Source organism: Helicobacter ganmani, assembly GCF_003364315.1.
In the GTDB taxonomy this organism is placed as follows: Bacteria; Campylobacterota; Campylobacteria; order Campylobacterales; family Helicobacteraceae; genus Helicobacter_D; species Helicobacter_D ganmani.
In genome coordinates this window covers 40,749-61,284 of the sequence record NZ_NXLS01000004.1, presented here as the reverse complement: position 1 = coordinate 61,284, position 20,536 = coordinate 40,749, and the positions used below count along the sequence as shown (strand labels likewise).

The 20,536-nt window shown below is 36.8% G+C and carries 15 protein-coding genes; 8 read left to right on the top strand and 7 right to left on the bottom strand.

Annotated features, from left to right (window positions below):
* Window positions 1–45 precede the first annotated feature (45 nt).
* On the top strand, window positions 46–2,685 hold the full coding sequence (flgL, locus tag CQA43_RS04990) for a flagellar hook-associated protein FlgL (RefSeq protein WP_115551518.1): 2,640 nt from the start codon (window positions 46–48) through the stop codon (window positions 2,683–2,685).
* A gap of 249 nt (window positions 2,686–2,934) precedes the next feature.
* On the opposite strand, the gene CQA43_RS04985 is transcribed toward flgL, so the two are convergent.
* On the bottom strand, window positions 2,935–4,455 hold the full coding sequence (locus CQA43_RS04985; RefSeq protein WP_115551517.1) for an EF-hand domain-containing protein: 1,521 nt from the start codon (window positions 4,453–4,455) through the stop codon (window positions 2,935–2,937).
* A 249-nt stretch (window positions 4,456–4,704) separates the two neighbouring features.
* On the opposite strand from CQA43_RS04985, the gene gdhA reads away from it, so the two are divergent.
* From gdhA to truA, 4 genes are all read left to right on the top strand, one after another.
* The gene (gene gdhA / locus CQA43_RS04980; RefSeq protein ID WP_115551516.1) at window positions 4,705–6,057 is read left to right on the top strand and encodes an NADP-specific glutamate dehydrogenase; all 1,353 of its coding nucleotides are present in this window, start codon (window positions 4,705–4,707) and stop codon (window positions 6,055–6,057) included.
* 28 nt (window positions 6,058–6,085) lie between these two features.
* Window positions 6,086–6,922: a DNA ligase gene (locus tag CQA43_RS04975; protein ID WP_245944221.1), complete on the top strand. Its 837-nt coding sequence runs from the start codon at window positions 6,086–6,088 to the stop codon at window positions 6,920–6,922.
* A 109-nt stretch (window positions 6,923–7,031) separates the two neighbouring features.
* Window positions 7,032–8,075, top strand: coding sequence for an LptF/LptG family permease (locus tag CQA43_RS04970; protein WP_115551515.1), 1,044 nt, complete (start codon window positions 7,032–7,034; stop codon window positions 8,073–8,075).
* Between the two features lie 22 nt (window positions 8,076–8,097).
* Window positions 8,098–8,895: a tRNA pseudouridine(38-40) synthase TruA gene (gene truA, locus CQA43_RS04965; protein WP_115551614.1), complete on the top strand. Its 798-nt coding sequence runs from the start codon at window positions 8,098–8,100 to the stop codon at window positions 8,893–8,895.
* Window positions 8,896–8,963: 68 nt separating this feature from the next.
* Here truA and CQA43_RS04960 read toward each other — a convergent pair whose 3' ends face one another.
* Both CQA43_RS04960 and acnB read right to left on the bottom strand, forming a co-directional pair.
* Window positions 8,964–9,995, bottom strand: coding sequence for a cytochrome-c peroxidase (locus CQA43_RS04960; RefSeq protein WP_115551514.1), 1,032 nt, complete (start codon window positions 9,993–9,995; stop codon window positions 8,964–8,966).
* Window positions 9,996–10,209: 214 nt separating this feature from the next.
* Window positions 10,210–12,759, bottom strand: a complete 2,550-nt coding sequence (acnB, locus tag CQA43_RS04955; RefSeq protein ID WP_115551513.1) for a bifunctional aconitate hydratase 2/2-methylisocitrate dehydratase — start codon at window positions 12,757–12,759, stop codon at window positions 10,210–10,212.
* Between the two features lie 255 nt (window positions 12,760–13,014).
* Here acnB and cysK point away from each other — a divergent pair, with 255 nt between their 5' ends.
* The 3 genes from cysK to CQA43_RS04940 all read left to right on the top strand — a co-directional run bounded on the left by cysK (window position 13,015) and on the right by CQA43_RS04940 (window position 16,242).
* Entirely contained in the window at window positions 13,015–13,935 is a 921-nt protein-coding gene (gene cysK, locus CQA43_RS04950) for a cysteine synthase A (RefSeq protein ID WP_115551512.1), read from the top strand.
* Window positions 13,936–14,118: 183 nt separating this feature from the next.
* Complete coding sequence (locus tag CQA43_RS04945; protein WP_115551511.1) at window positions 14,119–14,715, top strand: acetate uptake transporter; 597 nt, start codon at window positions 14,119–14,121, stop codon at window positions 14,713–14,715.
* Between the two features lie 162 nt (window positions 14,716–14,877).
* Window positions 14,878–16,242, top strand: coding sequence for a hypothetical protein (locus CQA43_RS04940; protein WP_115551510.1), 1,365 nt, complete (start codon window positions 14,878–14,880; stop codon window positions 16,240–16,242).
* Between the two features lie 122 nt (window positions 16,243–16,364).
* Here CQA43_RS04940 and CQA43_RS04935 read toward each other — a convergent pair whose 3' ends face one another.
* The 4 genes from CQA43_RS04935 to CQA43_RS04920 form a co-directional block, all read right to left on the bottom strand.
* Complete coding sequence (locus tag CQA43_RS04935) at window positions 16,365–17,780, bottom strand: Do family serine endopeptidase (RefSeq protein ID WP_115551509.1); 1,416 nt, start codon at window positions 17,778–17,780, stop codon at window positions 16,365–16,367.
* A gap of 154 nt (window positions 17,781–17,934) precedes the next feature.
* Window positions 17,935–19,074, bottom strand: coding sequence for a 1-deoxy-D-xylulose-5-phosphate reductoisomerase (gene dxr, locus CQA43_RS04930; RefSeq protein ID WP_115551508.1), 1,140 nt, complete (start codon window positions 19,072–19,074; stop codon window positions 17,935–17,937).
* Entirely contained in the window at window positions 19,071–19,853 is a 783-nt protein-coding gene (locus CQA43_RS04925; RefSeq protein ID WP_115551507.1) for a phosphatidate cytidylyltransferase, read from the bottom strand. The genes dxr and CQA43_RS04925 overlap by 4 nt, the downstream gene beginning before the upstream one ends.
* Window positions 19,854–20,016: 163 nt before the next feature.
* Window positions 20,017–20,505, bottom strand: coding sequence for a peptidylprolyl isomerase (locus CQA43_RS04920; protein WP_115551506.1), 489 nt, complete (start codon window positions 20,503–20,505; stop codon window positions 20,017–20,019).
* Between the last annotated feature and the right edge of the window lie 31 nt (window positions 20,506–20,536).

The following is a 20,536-nucleotide window of genomic DNA, read 5'->3' as shown; positions in this document are numbered from 1 at the left end:
GCTTTATATTTTTTAATAAACTAAATTTTTAGAAAGGTTAATGTTATGCGAATCGGCACTAGCTCAAGATATACAACTATGCAATACCAACAAAACAAAACCCAAAATTTGTTGGATAGAACTTTGTCTCAGATGAATGGTTTAAAGATTCAGTATGGTTATCAAGGAACTTCTATTTTTAACAAAACTCTAGGATTGGATTATAATCTTACAACTTTGAGTCAAAGCCACGCTCTCGCAACGAATGCCTTAACTTATACAAAGCATACTGATACTGCTTTGAGTGATTTAACCAAGAATATGGACCAATTCAAAACCAAATTGGTGCAGGGAGCAAATAATATTCATAGTGAGACTTCGCGTCTTGCGATTGCAAAGGATTTAAAGTCTATCCGCGACCACTTTTTGACGCTTGCTAATACTTCTGTGGGTGGAGAATATATCTTTGGGGGCACAGCTACAACGCGAATGCCTTTTAATGCCGATGGAAGCTATAATGGTAATAATGCTACCTTGAATGCATTGCTTGGTTCTAACAATTCTGTTGCTTATAATATTACAGGGGCAGAGTTATTCTTTGGTTCGGATAATGATAAGAGTCGTATGATTTCAACGAATATTCCAAAGTTTAATCAAAGCAAACTAAATCCAGCAATTATGGACCCAAATCACCCAACGGGAGTGAGTGAAGAAGTGCATATTACAGCGGCGGATACTTTGCGTGATTTGGTGGGGGATAACGACGCAGATACAAGCAACAATCCACCAGAAGTTTTTTATATCACAGGACGTAGAGCAGATGGGAGCGCATTTAAATCCAAATTTTCTATGGATGTTGCATATACGGATAAAAATCAAGCTTCCACCGTGCAGGATTTGTTAGACAAAATCGGAAGAGAGTTTGGCAATACAGAGGTTAGCCAAGTCGTAGATGTAACGGTGAATAAATGGGGTGAAATTGAGATTAAAGACTTAACAGGCGGACGCTCAAATATTGAATTTTATATGGTTTCTAGTAGCTACCAAGACCCAGACAATGACATCAATGCAGTTCCGCCCGGAGATGGTGTAGGAACAGCGGATATTGACCGCTTACTTAATAGTGGTGTCAAGGTAAATACTTATGTGCAAAGTCCTTATCTCGGCACTTTTTCTAGCGAAAGTATTACTTCAGTAGAAGATTATAACGACCATCGTGTGCATACGATTCCTACGACTTTTAGAACGCATACAAATGAAATCGCCAAAACCAACACTTTATTGAGTGATATTTTTCCAAATGGAGTGAATTCCATTACTCTTAGCGGAACAGAAGGGAACACTGCACTAGACACAGCGGGTGCAGCCGTAGCACCTACAAACTTTGCAATTACCCCTGCAAGCACGGTGCAAGATTTGATGGACGAAATTAAGCGCGTGTATGGCGCAAATGGTGATGTAGATGTGCAATTTGCAGAAGGCAAGATTATCGTAGTGGATAATAATGTTTCCAAAAAGAATCCGCCAGATAAAGACGATAAAGAATTGCCTTATATTGGAACAAGCTCTCTTAGTGTTACTTTGACTGCTAATGACGCAGCAGGTAATCCTGTAAATGGATTCCGCAATGATTATAGCGTAGAATATGATAGAGTAGGATTCTCTCGTAGCGGTGGCACATTAAGCTCTAATGTCTCTCAAATCGTGCGCTCTACAAATGAATACGCGACAATGGAAACAAAGCTATCAGAAGTTGCTGGAGTGAGCCTTGATGGACACACTTATAACTTTGAAGTTAAAGATGTCAATGGAGTGGCAATTAGTGGTAGGATAGAGTTTAGAAATACAGGAAGCGTAATGATTATAAATTCTCCTGCGCAAATGAATGGGCAAAATATCGCAGGCATTGAGATTCCAATCTTGCAAGCAAATGGGAATCCTCCGCAAGTGGGTGGCAATGCAACACCTGCAAATGATGTAACTTATCAACAACTTGCCGATACATTGGGAATGGTAATGAATCTTAGCAATTCTAATCCGGGGGATTTAGCGGCAGTTTTCAATGCGGGGGCTAATTTCAACAATCCCGCTGAAAAAGTTGCTTATGAGACAATGTTAAGTCAGGCAAAAAATAATGTATGGATTGGTCTTGATGTCAATGGGCAGTTGCAGTTAAAAGATTTAAACCGCATACCTACACGAATGGAATTTATGCTCTATGATGATGAAAGTAGCAACTTTAGATTAGATGCAAATGGGCGTGTAGATACAAATACAACAAATCACCCCGCATTGACCTTTCAAGCGAATAATGCAGTGATTGGCGAAGACCCACATGTAAATTTCTTTCAACAAATTGATAAGATTATCCAAGCGCTAGAAGATGGCACTTATCGCCCGGGTTCTGATAATTATGATGATTCTATGCGGAATCCCGGAATCCAAAATGCAATTGCAATCTTTGACCATTTGGCAGACCATATCAATAAAGTGCATACCAAAAATGGGGCACAGGGCAACGCGTTTAAATATTCTATTGAACGCACAGAAGCTTTGATTGTACAAGTGAAAACCTTGCGCAGTGAGACGATTGATACAGATTTTGCGGAAACTTATTTGCAATTTTCAACGCTTGCACTTGGTTATCAAGCAATGCTTTCTAGCATTGGCAAGATTTCTCAATTATCATTAGTGAATTATGTCTAAGGTAAAAAATGAATGCAAAAGAAAGAATCATACACTCACGCTCTCTTATAAGTTAGGCTTTGCGTGCGTGGGCGGTTTGATTTCTTGCAGTGCAGAAAGATGGGATTTGTGCAATGGTATTAGTTCAAGCAAGATAAGGAGTTATTTAGATAGGCTTTCAAGAAAGTAAAGAATGTTTGGGGGAAATTTTGACTTGAAAAATTTTGAGAAAAAGGCAATTTGCATAGAATCCCAAAGGGATTCTTGAAATTATGCAAGAAGTTTTCCTAGAGTGTTTGAGTTGAAGCTTTTAAACACATTATCTTTGTTTTTTAGTGGGTCAAATATCAAGCGGTTGAGCTGCATAAATTCATCAAATCGCTTAAATGCAGATTCCATTTTTTCTTTCATTTCTTCCATTTTTTTGAAATTATCCTCTACCGCATTCCAAATTTTAGATGCTTCTTGACTGACGCCATTGTTGGCAGTTTGCAAGGAATTGAGGCTAAAAGACACTTTGACTTCAAGGCTTGTAAGACTAGCCATAGGGACGCGTTCAAATAATCCTGTGATTCCATTTCCTAACGCACTAAACATTGGGATAATACTATTTGGAGACAAATTAGATGCAGAAACGCCCATTCCTTGATAAGCTTTGTTTGCAAGGATTTGAGAAATGCTTTGTCCTCCATTTGCTAGAATCGCATCGTTTGTTGCTTGATTTAGCACCGCTTCGTCTTTAATTTTTTCGCTTACCAAATCAATGTGGTGGATTTGTCCGCTACTACCATCTTCACGCAAATAGTCTGCTGTTTTTTGTTTGATTCCTAATAAATCCCCATTTTCTCCCCTCATCATTTCTTGACTCTCTTGGGCGTTGAGGTAAATCACCCCGATTCCTTTTTCGCCCAATCCTACAAGTTGTCCTTCACCATTTGCATCAGGAGTCCAGATTCTTAGTTTGTCATAGATTGGGTCGTCTTTGTCAATCTTGCCATCATTATTGGAATCATAAATGCTCAAGTCTTTGAATCCATCACCACTTTGTGTGCCAAAAAGCTCACTGCCATCATTGATTTTACCATCGCCATTTTTATCAAGTGCCAAGAATCCAGAACCTTTTTTGAGTGTGGAGATTTGGTCAGGAGTGCCATCGCTGTCCAAATCAAAACGCATTTTGGTATCGCTAAGCTCTGTGCCACTGCCCTCATAATCAATCACAAGCGGGTCAATGACTTTTTTATTTACATCTTCAGGGATTTTGGTAGCATTTGAGCTACTTATTTGTAGATTTTGCATAAAGCTTTGAGAAACGCTAATGCTTAAATCTAAGCTTTTTTCTATTCCATCGCTTCCTATTATTTTACCAGAGATTGAAACCTCTAAACTTGTTGAGAATCCTTGAGAAAGACTGATTCCACTTCCTATGATTTGACTTGCAAAGTTTTTGTTATAGAGCAAATCAGACATTGTGATTGTTGTGGTTTGTGATGAACTTGTGCTATTGTTTGCGCTTGGGAATAATTGTTCCCAAGTTTTCATCATTTCATCTTGAATTTCTGAAATTTTACTCAATGCCCGATTTAAAATAGTTTTTTGAAAATCTCCCAACCTATCACCAAGCAAAGAGTTGCTAGCTACGATACTAGTCGTGCTTCCTCCTGCGTCTTGATTAATAGTTGATTGTGGAACACTATTTGCTTGATTGTTTGTAAGCTCTTCTTTAACAGCACTCCATTGCGTGGTAGTATATGAGGCTTGCAAAGAAGAGAGACTAAAACTTGCTTGCATTTTTTCTCCTTTTTATAAATTAATACTGACTATATCGGCTGTTTTTTAAAAAACTAAAATAAATTTTTTATAAATTTTATCAATTTTAAAATCTTTAAGAATTGTAAAAATGTTTTAAGAGTTGATTTTGCGTTACTTATAAAAAAATTATTAAATATAAAACTTAAAAAAAATTTTTAATTCTATAAGATTATATTAATTAAAGTTTTAATACAATGCCGATGTTAAATTTCACAAAAGGAGAATAAAATGTCTTACACACAAGATGTTATTGAAAAAGTCCAAAGACTTTATCCCGACCAAGTAGAGTTTCATCAAGCAGTTAAAGAAGTGTTGGAATCTATTGAGCCTGCACTAAAAAAAGATAAAAGATATGAAACTTATAAAGTTTTAGACCGTATTGTAATTCCAGAGCGTCAAATTAACTTTCGCGTAACTTGGGAAAATGATAAAGGTGAGATTCAAGTTAATCGTGGTTATCGTATTGAGTTTAGCTCTTTGCTTGGACCCTATAAAGGAGGCTTGAGATTTCATCCTAGTGTAACAGAAGGCATTATTAAATTCTTGGGATTTGAGCAAATTTTTAAAAATTCTTTGACAGGGCTTGCAATGGGTGGTGGCAAAGGTGGAAGCGACTTTGACCCCAAAGGCAAAAGTGATAGAGAAGTGATGCGATTTTGTCAAGCGTTTATGAATGAATTGTATCGTCATATTGGAGCACATACAGATGTGCCAGCAGGAGACATTGGAGTAGGTGGGCGTGAGATTGGTTATTTGTTTGGACAATACAAAAAACTAACGAATCGCTACGAGGGTGTTTTGACAGGTAAATCTTTGCTTTGGGGCGGAAGTTTGGTGCGCACAGAAGCAACAGGCTATGGAAGTGTGTATTTTGCACAAGAAATGTTAAAAAATAGCAATTTTGGAGAGCTAGAGGGCAAAACTTGCTTAGTTTCAGGAAGTGGAAATGTTGCGATTTATACGGTAGAAAAACTCCAACAACTTGGAGCAAAACCTGTAACAATCAGTGATTCTAAGGGTATGATTTATGATGAAAAAGGCATTGATTTAGCGTTATTAAAAGAGATTAAAGAAGTAAGACGTGAGAGCTTAGAGTCTTATGCTAAAGAACGTAGCAGTGCAAAATGGACAAGTGTAAAAGAATATCCAAAAGATTCTAATCCATTGTGGGCAATTCCAGCATTTGCGGCATTTCCAAGTGCAACGCAGAATGAAATTAATGCAAAAGATGCAGATAATTTACTTAAAAATGGTTGTAAATGTGTAAGTGAAGGTGCAAATATGCCTTCAACAATTGAAGCAGTGCATAAATTCTTGAATGCAAAAATTTGTTATGGTCCGGGCAAAGCAGCAAATGCTGGTGGTGTAGCGACAAGCGGGCTTGAAATGAGCCAAAATGCAGCAATGACTGCTTGGACTTTTGAGGAAGTGGATAAAAAATTGCATAATATTATGAAAAATATCTATGCAAATGCAAGCGAAACTGCAAAAGAGTTTGGCGAGCCTACAAATCTTGTGCTTGGAGCAAATATCGCAGGATTTAGAAAAGTTGCAAATGCAATGATTGAGCAAGGTTTATAATAGCTTTTCTTAGCCAAAGAATGATATTTTGAAGCTGTTAAAAATTTCTCTCTTTATTCTTATTGGTTGGAATCTCACTTTATATGCGGAGATTCCGCACTTTAAACCCTATGCACAAAACTTAATCTCCAAAGGAGAATTAACACAATTTGTAATGAGTGAGAAACTAGATGGCGTGCGTGGGATTTGGAATGGCAAAAACTTAAAAACTCGCAAAGATAACCTTATTCAAGTCCCGAAGTTTTGGCTTGTGAATTTTCCTCCTTTTGTTCTTGATGGCGAATTGTGGCTGACTTACAATCACTTTGAAAAAATTTCAAGTATTGTAAGGGATTCTGTCTCTGATGAATCCAAATGGCAAGAGATGACTTATCAAGTTTTTGATGTGCGTGGGGTTTGTGAAAAATGCTCTTTAAGTGAGCGTTTAAATTATTTGGAAAATTATTTAAAGGATTTTCCGAATCCTTATATTAAAATTATCCCCCAAATTCCCATAAAAAATCATCAACATTTAGAATCTTATTATCAAGAAATCTTAAGCAAGGGTGGGGAGGGTGTAATCTTGCGTAGGAATTCTTTCTCTGATATTGGTTACAAGCTGAAACCTTTTGCGGACGCAGAATGTATCGTGAGAGGTTATACACAAGGCAAAGGAAAAAATATTAATGGAATCGGTGCAATTTGGTGTGAGGGTGAGGTTTTAGGAGAGAAGAAATATTTTAAAATTGGTTCGGGATTTTCTTCTGCAATGCGTCTCAATCCTCCTAAAATAGACACAATAATTACTTATAAATATCAAGGCTATACCAAAAATAAACTTCCTAGATTCCCTATATTTTTAAGAATCAGAGAAGATGGAATCTAAACAAGTCTTTTGATGATTGTGAATGAATCTTTTAGAGTGCTTAAATTTTTTTGCAAAATTTAATGGAAATGATGTAAAATACACTTTTTAAATATCTTTAGGATTAATTTTGAGAATCAAGAATTTCTTATTTCACAGCTTTGCGCAAATCTTTTTTCCTATTTTTTTAGTATTATTTTTTATTGCTTCAGTAGTAATTTTTATCCGCATTGCAAGCGTTACTTTTGTTATTAAAATCAGTTTTTTTGAATTGCTCTCCCTTTATTTTTATACACTTCCTACAATGATTTTTTTTGTGATACCGCTTAGTTTTTTTATTGCTTGCGTGCTTGGATTGTCTCGCCTTAGCTTTGATTATGAATTACCTGTTCTATTTGCACTTGGAATGAATCCGCAAGTGATTATTAAGATTTTTTTGCCCATTGCATTGTTGGCTAGCTTTAGCCTTTTGATTTTATCGTTAGTCTTGACACCTTTAAGTGATGTGGCGTATCGGCAGTTTTTAGAAGAGCGCAAAAATAGTATCAATATCAATCTGCAAGCAGGTGAGTTTGGACAAAAGCTTGACAAATGGCTTGTTTATGTGCAAAAAGGCAAGGAAGACACAAATGTTTATGAAAATATTGTGCTTTTATCCCTTGCAAAAGAAAACAACAAAGAAAATCAAGGATTAATCTTTGCAAAAGAAGCGAAAATCGTTAATTCAAATGGCACAATGGAAGTTATTTTAGAAAATGGCAAGGTTTATCGTAAGCTGGGTGAATATTTTGAGAGAATCGGATTTGAACAATTGATTTTAAGAAACGCGATTCAAGCTTTTGATGGGGCGAAGTTAGGGCTGATAGAATACTGGCAGCAAGCATTTTATTCTAATAAAAGACAAGAAAAAACAAAAAGGAATCTTAGTATGTCTATCTTGCTTTCTCTTTTTCCTTTGATGAGTCTATTTTATTATCCATTTTTAGGCATCAAGAATCCTCGCTATCAGAAAAATTATACAATTTTACAGGCAATGGCGATTGTAGGATTATTTTATGCTTTAATGTATCTTTGCGCTAGTTATATTCCTTTGTTTGGTCTTGTGCTGTTGCCACTTGTTTGGATAGTGGTTGGTTATTGGCTCTATTGGCACTATATTAAACGATTCTATTAGTTTATTTAAGCTATATAAAAGAATGGGTTTTGCACAAGATTCTATCAAGATTGCAATGCGGATAGCTTACAATGGAGGGGCATTTTTTGGGTTTCAAAGCCAAAAAGATGTTTTGAGTGTTAGTGGAACAATAGAAGCTGCATTGCAGAGTGTTGGAATCTTTAGTAATTTTGTTGGAAGTGGGCGCACAGATAAGGGAGTGCATGCAAGTGCGCAAGTGATTTCTTTAGAGATTCCATCTTATTGGCACAATTTGGAGCTTTTGAAACAGCATTTGAACGCAAAACTTTTCCCCTTTATTAAAATCAAGCAAATTTGGATTGTTTCGGAGGATTTTAATGCGCGATTCTCTGCTAAAAGAAGAGGATATTGTTATGTGTTAAGCAAGCAAAATTCTCCCTTTTTAAATGCTTTTAGTTTGCCTTATTCTATTCAAAATGTTGCATTATTCAAACAAGCTTTAGAGATTCTTGTGGGCACTTATGATTTTAGGGCTTTTATGAAAGTGGGCGGTTGTGGCGATGAGGATATAAACCTCCAATGCAAAGAATACAAAGCAAAATACAAGGAAATAAAAGGGCGGAGTGTGCGCACAATATATAGGACAAGGTTGCTAGAGAGGAGGCATTTTTGGATTTTGTCTTTTTGGGGAAATGGATTCTTGCGCTCGCAGATTCGTTTAATGGTTGGATTTTTGCTAGAAATTGATAAAGGGCATTTGGGTTTAGAGGAGCTTAAGGCACAATTAATGGGTAAAAAAATTTATAGAATCCCTGTCGCACCCAATGGATTATTTTTGACACGCGTAGATTATAAATAAAAGGGATTGACCTTAAGCATAAAAGTTTCAAGCCAAAGTTATTTTGGCTTGAAAGCAAGAATCGCAAATTATAATTCTGGTTTAGGTGTTTTATCTGTAGCAATAGGTAGTTGTGGATAAATAACTTGTGGTTTTTCACCGCTTAGGCTTTGCAAGAAAGTTGCAATTTGTTTAGCTTCTTTGTTGCTGATATTGATTCCAAGTTGAATGCTCCCCATTTCTTTGATTGCGTCAGTTAAGCTCCAAATTGCTCCATTATGGAAGTAAGGCGCAGTTTCAGCAATATTTCTTAAAGTAGGTGTTTTAACCATACCATTTGCATCCCCTTTGAAATCTCCTAAATCCGCAAATTTATATTTTCCTGCGACCTCAAAAGATTGCATACTTCCACCAAGATTTACGCCTGTATGACATGCAGCACAACCTTTGTCTAAGAAAACTTGCAAACCTTCTTTTTCTGCTTTACTAAGTGCTTTGTCATCACCATTTAAAAACGCATCGTAGCGAGAAGGAGTGATTAATGTGCGCTCAAAAGTTGCAATTGCATCTGCGATATTATCGAAAGTTACTCCACTTCTGCCATAGATTTTTTTAAATTCTGATTGATATTCTGGTAGAGAAGAGATTTTTTGAACAGCAAGTTTCGCAGGTGTTGCCATTTCTGGTTCTGCTTCAATAGGTCCTTTGGCTTGGTCAGCTAAATCTCCTGCGCGTCCGTCCCAAAATTGTGCAGAGTTTAGCACAGAATTATAAACTGTAGGTGAGTTGAGATGGTGTGGATTGGCTACCCATTTGTGTCCAACTGCTGCAGAAATTCCGTCTGCGCCACCTAAGCCCAAGTTATGACAGGTATTACAAGAAATCAAACCACTTTTAGAAAGACGAGGTTCGAAATAAAGTTTTTTACCTAATTCTGCTTTTTCTTGAGAGAATGCACTAAACTTTACCCCATACTCTTTAAGCATAGCTTCTATGCCCGCTTGGTCTTTTGGTAGTGGCACTAATCCACTATCTTTTGCTTGACTAAGAAGGTCAGCTGCACTAAGTGTGAGAGTGGAAGCAACTAAGATTGATGACAATGAGACAATAAAATGTTTCATTTAAACTCCTTTTTGAAAGTATTGCATTGATTGATAAGACAATCAAAAAATTTTATCTTATATAGACTTTTGAAAATATTAATTAAAGAATAAAAATTTTCTTTTGTAATTTATGGATTTTAGGATAAGAAAGCGGAATATTCATAAATTTAAAAAGTTGGCTTTAAGAATAAGAAATTTGGAATCTAGGAAAGTTCCTAAATTCCAAATAGAATCAAACTAAAGTGTAATCTTCAATGAGATTGAAGTTTAAATAGCGGTAGATTTGGGATTCTTTCCCTTCTATTTTTTTAGGAATCAAATCTAGATATTCTTGTTTAGTTGGAATCTTGCCTAATAATGCACAGATAGCCGCTAATTCCGCACTTCCAAGATAGACTTGCGCACCTTTGCCCATACGATTGTCAAAATTTCTAGTAGAAGTTGAGAAAACTACTGCTTCATCTCGGACGCGTGCTTGATTTCCCATACATAGACTACAACCCGGAATCTCAATCCTTGCCCCTGCCGCTCCAAAGAGCGAATAATACCCCTCATCTACTAATTGTTTTGCGTCCATTTTGGTAGGTGGTGTTACCCAAAGCGTTGTGGGTACCATACCTTCGTCTTTCAATACTTCCCCTAGTGCGCGATAATGTCCAATGTTTGTCATACAGCTTCCCACGAAAACTTCATCAATTTTGTGTGGTCGTTTGGAATCTGCTAGAATCTCGCTTAGTGTAGCAACATCATCGGGGTCATTTGGGCAAGCCAAGATTGGTTCGGTAATTTCGTTTAGATTAATTTCAATCACAGCAGCATATTCGGCATTGGAATCTGCTTTGAGAAGAGTTGGATTGTCAATCCAATCTTGCATTCTTTTTGCTCTACGTTCTAATGTTTTTGCATCTTGATAGCCTGCCTGAATCATTGCATTAATAAGAGTAATGTTGGATTTTAGATATTCAATAATAGGCTCTTTGTTGAGAGCAACGGTGCAGGCTGCCGCACTTCTTTCTGCGCTTGCATCACTTAATTCAAAAGCTTGTTCTACTTTTAAATCTGGCAAACCCTCAATTTCCAAGATTTTTCCGCTAAAAATATTCTTTTTGCCCTTTTTTTCCACCGTGAGCAAGCCTTTTTTGATTGCATAATAAGGAATCGCATTGACTAAATCACGCAAAGTAATGCCGGGTTGGAGTTTGCCACTGAAGCGCACGAGTACGGATTCAGGCATATCTAATGGCATAGAACCTGTAACAGCGGCAAAAGCAACTAATCCACTTCCAGCAGGAAAACTAATGCCAATAGGGAATCTCGTGTGAGAATCTCCTCCTGTTCCCACAGTGTCTGGTAGCACCATACGATTCAACCACGAGTGAATTACTCCATCCCCGGGACGCAATGCAACACCTCCGCGACTACTCATAAATTGTGGCAAACTAGCGTGAAGTTTGACATCTGCAGGTTTTGGGTATGCTGCGGTATGGCAGAAGCTTTGTAATACAAAATCTGCACTAAATCCTAATGATGCAAGTTCTTTCACTTCATCTCTTGTCATTGCTCCTGTGGTATCTTGACTACCAACGGTTGTAACAAGTGGCTCACAATAAGTTCCGGGTAAAATTCCTTCTACTCCGCAAGCGCGTCCTACCATTTTTTGTGCCAATGTAAAGCCTTTTGCGTTAGACTTTGGAGTTTGTGGTTTAGCAAAAATTTCTTCTTTTGGCATTCCTAGTGCTTCTCTTGCTTTTGCAGTAAGTCCTCTTCCAATAATGAGATTGATTCTGCCACCCGCGCGAATCTCATCGGCTAAAGTAGTGGGCTTGAAATCAAATTTAGATACAACAGCACCATTTTTGTGGATTTCACCTTTGAAAGGATAAATTTCAATTACATCTCCCTCGTTTAGCTCTGTTACAGGTGCGATGATTGGCAAACAACCACTATCTTCACAAGTATTAAAGAAAATTGGGGCAATCACTCCACCAATGACTAATCCCCCAGCTTTTTTATTGGGAATATAGGGGATTTCGCGCCCCATATGCCACACAAGTGAATTGCAAGCAGATTTTCTTGAGCTACCTGTGCCGACAACATCTCCAACATAGACAAGCGGATGTCCTTTTTTCTTGAGTTCCGCGATTCTACCAAAAGCATTTTGTGTGCGACTTTTTAGCATTGCTTGTGCGTGCAATGGAATATCACTACGCGTAAAGGCATCTCCTGCTGGGCTTAAGTCGTCCGTGTTTGTCTCGCCATCTATTTTGAAAACAGTTGCAGTGATTTTTTCTTCTAATGCGGGTTTATTTAAAAACCACTCTGCATTTGCCCAAGATTGCAAAACTTCCTTTGCAAAAGTGTTACTTTTTGAAATCTCTACGATTTCATTAAAAGCATCATACACAAGCAAAGTATGCTTAAGTGCCTCTGCTGCTGTTTTTGCGGAATCTTTGTCGCTAGATTTTAGGGCTTTGATAAGCGGTTGAATATTGTATCCTCCAAGCATTGTGCCAAGTAGTTGAATCGCAGATGTTTTAGAGATTCCCTCTACATTGATTTTGCCCTCTACAATAGAATCTAAAAATTCTGCTTTGACTTTTGCTGCCTCATCTACTCCGGGATTAACGCGATGGGAGAGCAACTCTATTAATTCTTTTGTATGCTCACCTTTTTTGAGCAATTCAATAATTTCTAAAGTTTGTTCTTTGCTCAATGGAAGTGGTGGAATATTTTGTTTCGCACGCTCATTGACTAATTTATTATATTCTTCAAAAAAACTCATTTGTTCCCCTTGTTAGTAATGTCAAATCTAATAATACAAAATTTTCCATTCAATTATGCACATTTAGATAAATTTTTTTTAATCTTTTTTAGTGAATTGTGTAAAATCGTTAATTATTTTAATTTTATTTTAATTTTTAATATAATATAAAATATATGAAATAATAAAATATGATAAGTAAGCCTTAAAGGAGATTCAGTTAATGCTGTATTACAGAATTATTATTTTAATAAATTTACTTTTTAAGGATAGAAAATGAAAGTGATTCATTCCATTGCAGAAGTGATTGGTAAAACTCCCCTTTTGAAAATGCGCACATTGTCCAATGAGGCAGGGGCAAATATTTATGCTAAATGCGAATTTTTAAATCCTAGTGGTTCGGTCAAAGATAGAATCGCACTTGGTATGATTGAAGAAGCGTTAAAGAGTGGCACGATTCATCAAAATACTACAATCATTGAGCCAACAAGCGGGAACACGGGAATTGGACTTGCGTCTATTTGTGCAGCAAAAGGTATTAAGTTAATCCTTACAATGCCAGAATCTATGAGTATTGAACGTAGAAGATTAATGGCGGCATTGGGCGCAAAACTTGTTTTAACCCCAAAAGAGCAAGGAATGAAAGGAGCAGTTAATCGTGCAGCAGAATTACATAAAGAAATTGAAAATTCATTTATTTTGCAACAATTTGAAAATTTTGCTAATCCTAAAAGCCATCGTGAAACCACTGCATCAGAGATTTTAAACGCGCTAGAAAAAGTAGATGTACTTGTTTCTGCTGTGGGCACAGGGGGGACATTAAGCGGTGTAGGTGAGGTGTTAAAGAAAAAAAATCCAAATGCTAAAATTATCGCCGTAGAACCCATTAACTCTCCTGTGCTTAGTGGTGGGCAGCCCGGAGCACATAAGATTCAAGGAATTGGAGCGGGATTTGTTCCAAAAATTTTGCAAACAGATTTGATTGATGAAATTTTGAAAGTAGATGTGGAGTGGGCGATTGCAGAATCTCGTAAAGCGGCGTTGCAAGAAGGAATCTTGATTGGAATCTCAAGTGGTGCAAATTTATGGGCGGCAAGGGAAATAGCCAAAAAATATCCAAATGCCAATATTGTAACATTCCTTTGCGATACTGGTGAGAGATATTTAAGCACGGATTTATACGAAGTAGGGGAGTAATCTCTTGAAGACTTCAAAAAGTATCCTTGTAAGTTAAACCAAATTTGCTTTAAAATTTTTGCTGTTTGTAATGAATATTAGTAACATTGTTAATTGAAATTTTTAACTTTTTTAATTATTTATTGACAAGAAAAAGCAAATTTGTTAGTCTTTAAAGACACTAACTAAAATTAGGAGGATATTATGAAAGAAGTTCAAGAGGTAAAGGTTTTAGTGGCAGATCCTTCTGCATTAGGTCTGTTTGGTTTAGCAGTGATTACATTGGTTGCTTCTTCTAGCAAGCTTGGAATTACCTTAGGAGTTTCTTTGGTGATTCCTTGGGCAATTTTTCTTGGTGCGACAGCACAACTCATTGCGTGTTTCAATGATTTCAAACATAATAATACCTTTGGAGCAACTGCTTTTGGGGCGTATGCGCTTTTTTGGTATGCAATGGGAATGACTTGGTTAATACAAAATGGAGTTTTTGGTGAGAAGTTAGTAAGTAGTGCTGATGCAAAACAATTGGGATTTGCTTTTGTGGCTTATTTGATTTTTACACTATTTATGACGATTGGCGCGTTAAGAACACATAAAGTTTTATTTCTCATTTTTGTTTTGATAGATTTTTTGTTTATTGGCTTATCTTTGGATTCCTTTAATATTCTATCTGGGTTTGCACATAGCTTGGCAGCTTATTCTGAATTTGGTATTGCTTTATTATCGTTTTATGGCTGTGGGGCTTCTGTATTGAATATTCATTTTGGCAAAGTTGTTTTGCCTGTGGGAAAATTCCAATAATCCCAAAAATACACCATAAAGAATCCTTGAGTAAATTTTTACTTAAGGATTCAAGCTTCTTTGAAATAAAAATCTTTTGGAATACTTTTTGCTTGGTTAAGTTTTAAAAATAAGGAATTAAAGTTTCGTCAAGGATAGACTTTCTTAAAAAAGAGGTATAAAATGTCTTATTCATATTCAAAACAATTTGGTGTGCAGTCTTATGTAGCAGGTGTGAATTATTCAGATTGGATGAAAGAAGCTCTCAATCCAGAAAATAAATCTGGCGAAAATAAGCGGTTGAGTATTACTTCAAGTCAAGAAGATTATTTTAAGAAGCAAAGATTAATTCAGGAAGCAATAGCGCAACTGCAAAGACAAGGTAGTGTAGATGCAAAAATTGCTAAAGAAGTAGATGTAGAATCTCTCAAAAAAAGCTTAAAAGACGCAGAAAATGGGGAATCTAATGCGCTTAGTATCGGGGAGGGTTCGGAATCTAGCGAAGCAAGAAAGCAAAGCCAACTAAGCGCAAAAACCCAAAATGCAGCACTCAAATCCGCTGTAAATGTGCTAGACAAGCAGCAAAATGCGATTCCTAATGTTTTACAACAAGCAACAAGCAATGATGCAGAGGAAGCCAAAAAATCAAAACAAATCATAGAGCAAAGTATAGAAAACGAATCACTTACAAAAAAAATGGCAGATAGAACAAGTGGAGGACTTTTTGATAAGCATATTTTCACGACTTCTTCTGTGCCTCCAAGCAATCTAAGCGAACAAGACAAAGTTGCTTATAATCCTTTGGAAATTCAAGCAGAATCTGCGGTACAGGATTCCACTACAAGCGGAACACAAGAATCTTTTGCGGTAGAATTTACAGATGAAGTAAGCGGCAAGCAGGTGCGTGTACCATTGACACAAGAAAATGCACAAAAGCTAACAGAGCAGTTTGGAAGCCTTGAATCCGCAAGTGATTATGTTAAGGGATTCTACTATGATGCAGCCTACAAAATGGGCTATCTTAGCAGTGATACAGATGGTGATGGCAAGATTAGCTTAGAGGAGGGTGTGAATCTCAAAACTCTTGTGAGCTTGATGAATGGGAACTATTCTTCTGTATCAGAGCAGTTTGGTGGCAATGTAGAAATGCAAAAGAAATTCTTAGAACAAGTAGGATTTATTGATAATTTGAGTGATTTTATCAATCATTCTATTGCGCAAGATAGTAACTTTGATGGCGGTTTGAGCTTAAATGAGATTCTTAACAACACAAATGAAGCAGTTTTCCTAAAAACCGCACAAAGTGCTAATACTAGCAGTGTAGAAGTGCTACTGATTCAGAGCTTTAAAATGGAATTTAATAGGGAATCTTTGAATGATACTCTGCTCAATCTTGGGGCAAGCGCAGAGGATTCTGCAAAAATTCTTGATAGCAGAAAGTTAAAAGATATGCTAGACGAGAATTTCTTGGAATCACTAGATGAGGAGTCGCGTGAAAATTGGCTCAAAAGCGAAGTTTTGTTGAAAAATATGCTAGAGAGTGTCTAATAAGCTACAGCTCTTGTGGCTTGAATCCATATTTTGTAATCTACATATAAAATCCAAGCTTACTTTGTTATGGTATTCTCTTGCAAGGAATAGGGATTCTAACCTAGAATCCCACAGATTTTTTATTTCGCAACAATGCTAAAGATTCTGCCACCACGATTAATTAACATTCGTTTGGTTTGCCCTTTATAACGATTCATAGCCTCGTGGAAGCTTTTGATGTCTTGAATGATAAAGCTTTCAATTTGTATAATAATATCCCCATTGCTAAATCCTAATTCCTCTGCTCTGCTGTTTGCTTGAACATTTGTAATCAATATGCCTTGAACATTGTTTGGGATTCCATATTTGGATTTTGTTTCCGTGCTTAAGGCACTGATTTCAAGCCCAGCAATCCCACTATTTTCTTTTACATTGCTTACTTGTGCTTCGTTGGGTGCTTTGGCGAGTGAGAGACTAAGAGTTTGTTCCTTTTTGTCTCTAAGGATTGTGAGTGTTACCTTTTCTTTTGGATTGAAAGTTCCAATGATGTTTTTTAAATCCGCTGCACCCTTGATTTCCTTGTGATTGACTTTGGTAATCAAATCCCAAACCTTTAAGCCGCTTTTGTCTGCGGGTGAATCTTTTTCAATCGCAATGACAACTGCACCCTTTTGATTTTTATAAACCTCTTGTAAGTCTCCACTGACATCTTGAATGCTCACACCCAAATATCCGCGCTCAATCACTCCATCTTCAATTAAGGCTTTGGAGATTTTTTTTACCATTTCAGAGGGAATCGCAAATCCGATTCCGTGATTTCCACCTGTGCGAGAAAGAATTGCGGTATTGATTCCAATCAAGCCCCCGCGACTATCTACAAGTGCGCCACCGCTATTACCCGGATTAATAGAGGCGTCTGTTTGGATAAAATTTTCATAATCATTGATTCCGATTCCATTTTTGTTGAGTGCAGAAATAATACCCTGCGTAATACTTTCGCCCACACCAAAAGGATTTCCAATCGCAAAGACAACATCGCCTACTTGTAAATCATTGCTAGAAGCAAATTTTAAAAATGGTAGATTTTTTGCATTGATTTTGATAATAGCCAAATCACTTTTGGAATCTTTACCAATCACTTTGGCTTCGTATTCTTTGTTGCTTTCGGGCAAAGAAACAAGGATTTTATCTGCCCCGTCAATCACATGGTTGTTTGTTACAATATAGCCATCATTGGAGATGATTACTCCGCTCCCTAAGCTTCGTTCTACGCGGTCTTTTGGAATCATCGCACCAAAGGCATCTCCGAAAAATTGCTTGAAAAATGGGTCATTTAGCAAGGGGTGTCCTTGAATATTGGGTGCTTTGACTTTCTTTTGTGTGGAAATATTTACCACTGCATTTTTGGCTTCCTTAATGGAATCGTAATAAGAATAGATTTTTGTTTGTGAAATATCCGGAGTTACTCTCTCGTGGATATTTGGTAATTCTGCAACTTCAAAGGCAAAAACATTGCCTGCAAGTAATGTGCTTAAAAGTAAAGTTTTAGCATTCATTTTGTATCTCCTTTTTTATTTGGATTCTAGTCTTTAATCTTTTTATTTTAATGAGCAAAAGTTTTATTTTTTCAATACTCATTAAAAATTTATGTTGAAATTATGGCAAAAAAATGTAAATCAATAAATAATAAAGAAAATATCTAATGAAAAATTAAAGTTTGCGTCTCGTATAATCCCTAACTTCTTGGTCTAAGGCAATCATTTCTTCTTTGCTTTTAAAATGGATTTTATTAAAGGTTTGCATAGAATCTTGCACAATTTGTGTCATTGTGCCAAAAGAAATAGAATCTTGCAAAAAGGCTTCTACGGCGATTTCATTGGCGGCATTTAGCACTAAACCAAGCTTAGGATTCTCCAATAATACAGATTTGAGATTCCATAGGGGATAGCGCGCACTTTCAATCTTTTGGAGTTGATAATTTTTGTTTTGAAAGTCTAGTTGCGAAATAATAGAATCTGGAATTGCTTTGTTGGTGTGGAATGAATGTAAAAAAGATTCAGGTAACCCAAGTCCAAGCTGTATTGCATACGCAATAGGTAATTGCATATTTGCATTGGCAAAATGTGCCACAACGCTGCCGTCCCAAAACTCTACAAGAGCGTGAATGTGGGAGTTACGCTCTATAAAGGCATCAATGTTTTTGTTTCCAAAGAGCCAATAGGCTTCTAGAATTTCAAAAAGTTTATTAACCATCGTTGCCGAATCAATTGTGATTTTTTTGCCCATTTGCCAATTTGGGTGTTTTAGGGCATTGAGTGCATTTTGATGCGGAATCTCGTTTAAATCCATATCGCGAAATGCCCCACCGCTTGCAGTGATGTAGAGATTCCTAAAAGGACGAGAGGTTTTGGGGAATCCCAACAAATAACTAAGACTAAAATGTTCGCTATCAATGGGGATAATTTTTGAAATATCAATCAATTCCCCGCCAGCTACTAGACTTTCTTTGTTGGCTAAAGCGACTTTTTTGCCACAATGGATTGCACAAAGTGTCGGTTCTAAACCTAAAAATCCTGTGAGTGCATTGAGGACTAATTTGGATTTAGAATCCAAAATTGCTTGGAGGATTCCTTCTTTGCCGATATAGATTTTTCCTTGGAATGCAGGAGTAATTTTAGGAATATCTTGTGCATCGGCAATCGCAATGGCTTTAGGGTGATGTTCTGAAATCTGTTTGTTTAAAAGAGAAATATTTTTTCCTGCGCCTAGCACTTCAATTTCTAAACAGAATCGTTTGGCGATTTCTAAAGCATTGACGCCAATAGAGCCACTACAACCAAGAATAATCATAGGTTAATAATTTGTAAAAGAGTATAAAGAATGATGACAGCAAAGAAATAGCCATCTAGTCGGTCAAGGATTCCGCCGTGTCCAGGCAGAATAGAGCCACTATCTTTTACCCCTGCCTTGCGCTTTAAGTAGCTTTCATACAAGTCGCCAAATACGCTTGTAATGCTTGTAATAAATGTTAGGATTAAAGAAGCAAAGAATCCACAAACCCCAAGCCCAATCAATGAGCCAATGAGGGTTGCAATTCCAACCCCAACAAGCACCCCCTCTTTGGTTTTATTAGGAGAAGTGGGGCAGAAAGCGGGATTGCTAAAAAGTTTGCCTCCTAAGAGTTTGCCTCCAAAATAGGCAAAACTATCCGTGAGCCCTACGATGACAATCAGCCAAATTAAGGCATTAATGGAATTGTCCAAATAGAGTAAATATAAGAAAATAAATGGAATCGTAGGATAAATAAAGGGCAGCATTTGCTCTATTGCTCCCTTTTTAGTATAACTTTGGTATGCTCCCAAAAGCACCAAAATGCAAAAAACACCAAGCGGAGATTCCAAAAGATAGACACTTAACCATATTATAAGCGCAAAGGACAGGAATAGGGGGCTTGGAGTTATTTTGTTGCAGAGTTTATAGGATTCATAAAAGCCAATGATAAAGGCTATTCCAAGCACTGCCCATAAGAGCAAAGGGTGATGAAAGAAAATAATCAAGAGGATTGCAACAAGTATAAAAAATGCTGTATAAAGACGTGTTGGCTCAATAAACTTCAAATTTTTGGGCATAAAGATTCCTGAAATTTCTTAAAATCTAAATTAATTTAAGCTTTGATTATAGCTCAAAAAGCTTTTAAAGTGCTTGAAAATATATTTCTTTGTGATTTTTGTCGTGCGATTCTGCTTGTAAAATCGTAAGGGAGCAATCACAGAGGATTGCCGATTCTATGTCTTATTCTGCGGAAATAGTAATATTTAGAATCTTATCGCCTTGTTGGATAGAATCTAGCACCGCAAGGCTTGCCTTATCGTTAGGAGCAATTTGTCCAAAGATAGTGTGTTCTCCGTCAAGATGTGGTTGCGGTGCAAAGCAAATAAAAAATTGACTTCCTCCTGTATCTCTTCCCGCGTGCGCCATAGAGAGCGAGCCTTTGAAATGCTTGTGCGGATTGTTTTCTAATTCGCATTTAATATGATAGCCCGGTCCTCCGCGCCCGTTATTTTCAGGACAACCACCTTGTGCGACAAATCCACGAATGACGCGGTGAAAATTTAAATGATTATAGAATCCGCTTTGGGCGAGACTTGTAAAATTTGCCACCGTGTTGGGTGCTTCTTTGGGAAAGAGTTTGAATTTCATTTCCCCTTTTTCTGTTGCAATGGTTGCATATTGCATTGAGTTAAATTCTTCTTGTGTTGGATTAAATTCTTTTAATTCCATTTTTAAATCCTTAGTGTAAAATTAAATTTTT

Bases quoted from the DNA above. Each gene is read 5' to 3' on its own strand.
- flgL (WP_115551518.1), top strand. From the start codon at position 46: ATGCGAATCGGCACTAGCTCAAGATATACAACTATGCAATACCAACAA.
- CQA43_RS04985 (WP_115551517.1), bottom strand. From the start codon at position 4,455: ATGCAAGCAAGTTTTAGTCTCTCTTCTTTGCAAGCCTCATATACTACC.
- gdhA (WP_115551516.1), top strand. From the start codon at position 4,705: ATGTCTTACACACAAGATGTTATTGAAAAAGTCCAAAGACTTTATCCC.
- truA (WP_115551614.1), top strand. From the start codon at position 8,098: ATGGGTTTTGCACAAGATTCTATCAAGATTGCAATGCGGATAGCTTAC.
- CQA43_RS04960 (WP_115551514.1), bottom strand. From the start codon at position 9,995: ATGAAACATTTTATTGTCTCATTGTCATCAATCTTAGTTGCTTCCACT.
- acnB (WP_115551513.1), bottom strand. From the start codon at position 12,759: ATGAGTTTTTTTGAAGAATATAATAAATTAGTCAATGAGCGTGCGAAA.
- cysK (WP_115551512.1), top strand. From the start codon at position 13,015: ATGAAAGTGATTCATTCCATTGCAGAAGTGATTGGTAAAACTCCCCTT.
- CQA43_RS04945 (WP_115551511.1), top strand. From the start codon at position 14,119: ATGAAAGAAGTTCAAGAGGTAAAGGTTTTAGTGGCAGATCCTTCTGCA.
- CQA43_RS04940 (WP_115551510.1), top strand. From the start codon at position 14,878: ATGTCTTATTCATATTCAAAACAATTTGGTGTGCAGTCTTATGTAGCA.
- CQA43_RS04935 (WP_115551509.1), bottom strand. From the start codon at position 17,780: ATGAATGCTAAAACTTTACTTTTAAGCACATTACTTGCAGGCAATGTT.
- dxr (WP_115551508.1), bottom strand. From the start codon at position 19,074: ATGATTATTCTTGGTTGTAGTGGCTCTATTGGCGTCAATGCTTTAGAA.
- CQA43_RS04925 (WP_115551507.1), bottom strand. From the start codon at position 19,853: ATGCCCAAAAATTTGAAGTTTATTGAGCCAACACGTCTTTATACAGCA.
- CQA43_RS04920 (WP_115551506.1), bottom strand. From the start codon at position 20,505: ATGGAATTAAAAGAATTTAATCCAACACAAGAAGAATTTAACTCAATG.